Source organism: Streptomyces pathocidini, assembly GCF_001418495.1.
In the GTDB taxonomy this organism is placed as follows: domain Bacteria; phylum Actinomycetota; class Actinomycetes; order Streptomycetales; family Streptomycetaceae; genus Streptomyces; species Streptomyces pathocidini.
This window is the reverse complement of sequence record NZ_LIQY01000653.1, coordinates 1-1,204: the sequence shown is the minus strand read 5'-3', so window position 1 is coordinate 1,204 and position 1,204 is coordinate 1. Positions and strand designations below refer to the sequence as shown.

The 1,204-nt window shown below is 73.8% G+C and carries 2 protein-coding genes, 1 pseudogene and 1 riboswitch; all 3 genes and pseudogenes read left to right on the top strand.

What is annotated here, in order from left to right:
* Positions 1–212: pseudogene (locus tag AOK16_RS24105) on the top strand (inorganic phosphate transporter); the annotation flags it as partial.
* Positions 213–257: 45 nt separating this feature from the next.
* The gene (locus AOK16_RS24100; RefSeq protein ID WP_055474224.1) at positions 258–500 is read left to right on the top strand and encodes a hypothetical protein; all 243 of its coding nucleotides are present in this window, start codon (positions 258–260) and stop codon (positions 498–500) included.
* A gap of 205 nt (positions 501–705) precedes the next feature.
* A riboswitch (cobalamin riboswitch) is annotated at positions 706–836 on the top strand.
* Positions 837–981: 145 nt separating this feature from the next.
* Positions 982–1,204 (top strand): cobalamin biosynthesis protein (locus AOK16_RS24095; RefSeq protein ID WP_205627773.1); only part of this gene is annotated, 223 nt, incomplete at its 3' end.

Below are 1,204 nucleotides of genomic sequence, written 5' to 3'. Positions count from 1 at the left end.
CCTCGCGCCGCAAGCCGGTCGACCACACCAACGTGAACGACGTCGAGGGCGGCGAGGCCGTGGAGCCGGCCGGGATCGTCACGACCGCGATCAAGTCGGTCGCACCGCCGCCGGTGGGCTCCGGGGCCGTGGACGCCGGGGCCGGCGCCACGCCGGAGGCCGGGTCGGCCCAGCCGTCCGGGCAGTCCAGCTCCACCAAGCTCACGGTCTGAGACCGAGTCCCCAGAGTCCTCAGGTACAGGTAAAGGAACCCCCTCATGAACATCGACTGGGCAGCCCTGGGCGAGGTCTTCGGCGTGAGCCTGCTCGTCACCGTCGGCATCGTCGGCCTCTTCACGCTCGGCGTGGTCGGCACCTCCCGCAAGGCGGAGGCGCAGTCCGACGGCACGGTGGCCGCGACCGGCGCGCCGACCCTGCTGGCGCGCTCCGGCGCATACGCCTGCTTCGCGCTGTGCGCGGTGGCGGTGGCGTACGGGATCCATCTGATCGTCAGCGGCTGACGCCGCGCGGGATCCTCAGGGGCCCGTGGGGCGGGTGCGCGAGATGCGCGCCCACCCCACGGGCCTCTTCCGTACGCGCTCCCGCACACACGTCCGTACGCGCTCTCATGTGGGCCTCGGCACACTCTTCCGCCGCAGGTCAAGCCCCAGTTGACGGGCGTTCGCAGGGCATGGTGGACTGCCGGAGCCATATACGGCGGCAGGAGAGGAAGCCGGTGCGAATCCGGCGCGGTCCCGCCACTGTCACCGGGGAGCGCTCCTCCAACCCAGAAGTCACGGCCCGCGGAAGCGGGTTGGAAGGCCGGGGGAAGCGCCGATCCGGGAGCCAGGAGACTCTCACCGCCGGTCACGTCGAGCCAGGGCGCGGACCCTGAGTGAGGACATCGCCATGCTTGGCCGCAGCCGCCGTCAGCCACGCCCACCCCACGGGCGCCGAACCTCCCGCCGACTCCCGCGCCGAGGCCTGACGGCGCGCTGACCGATGCGTGCCGAACACGCCCCTGTGTACGGCGCCGTGCTCGGCTACGCCTGCGATCTCGTGGCGGGTGATCCGCGCCGTGGACACCCCGTGGCCGCCTTCGGGCGGGCCGCGGCCGCGGTGGAGCGCCGGCTGTGGCACGACCACCGCGCCTACGGGGCCCTGCACACGGCGCTGTGCGCGGGCGGTGCTGCCGCCGCCGGCGGCGTCCTCGCGCGCGCCGTGC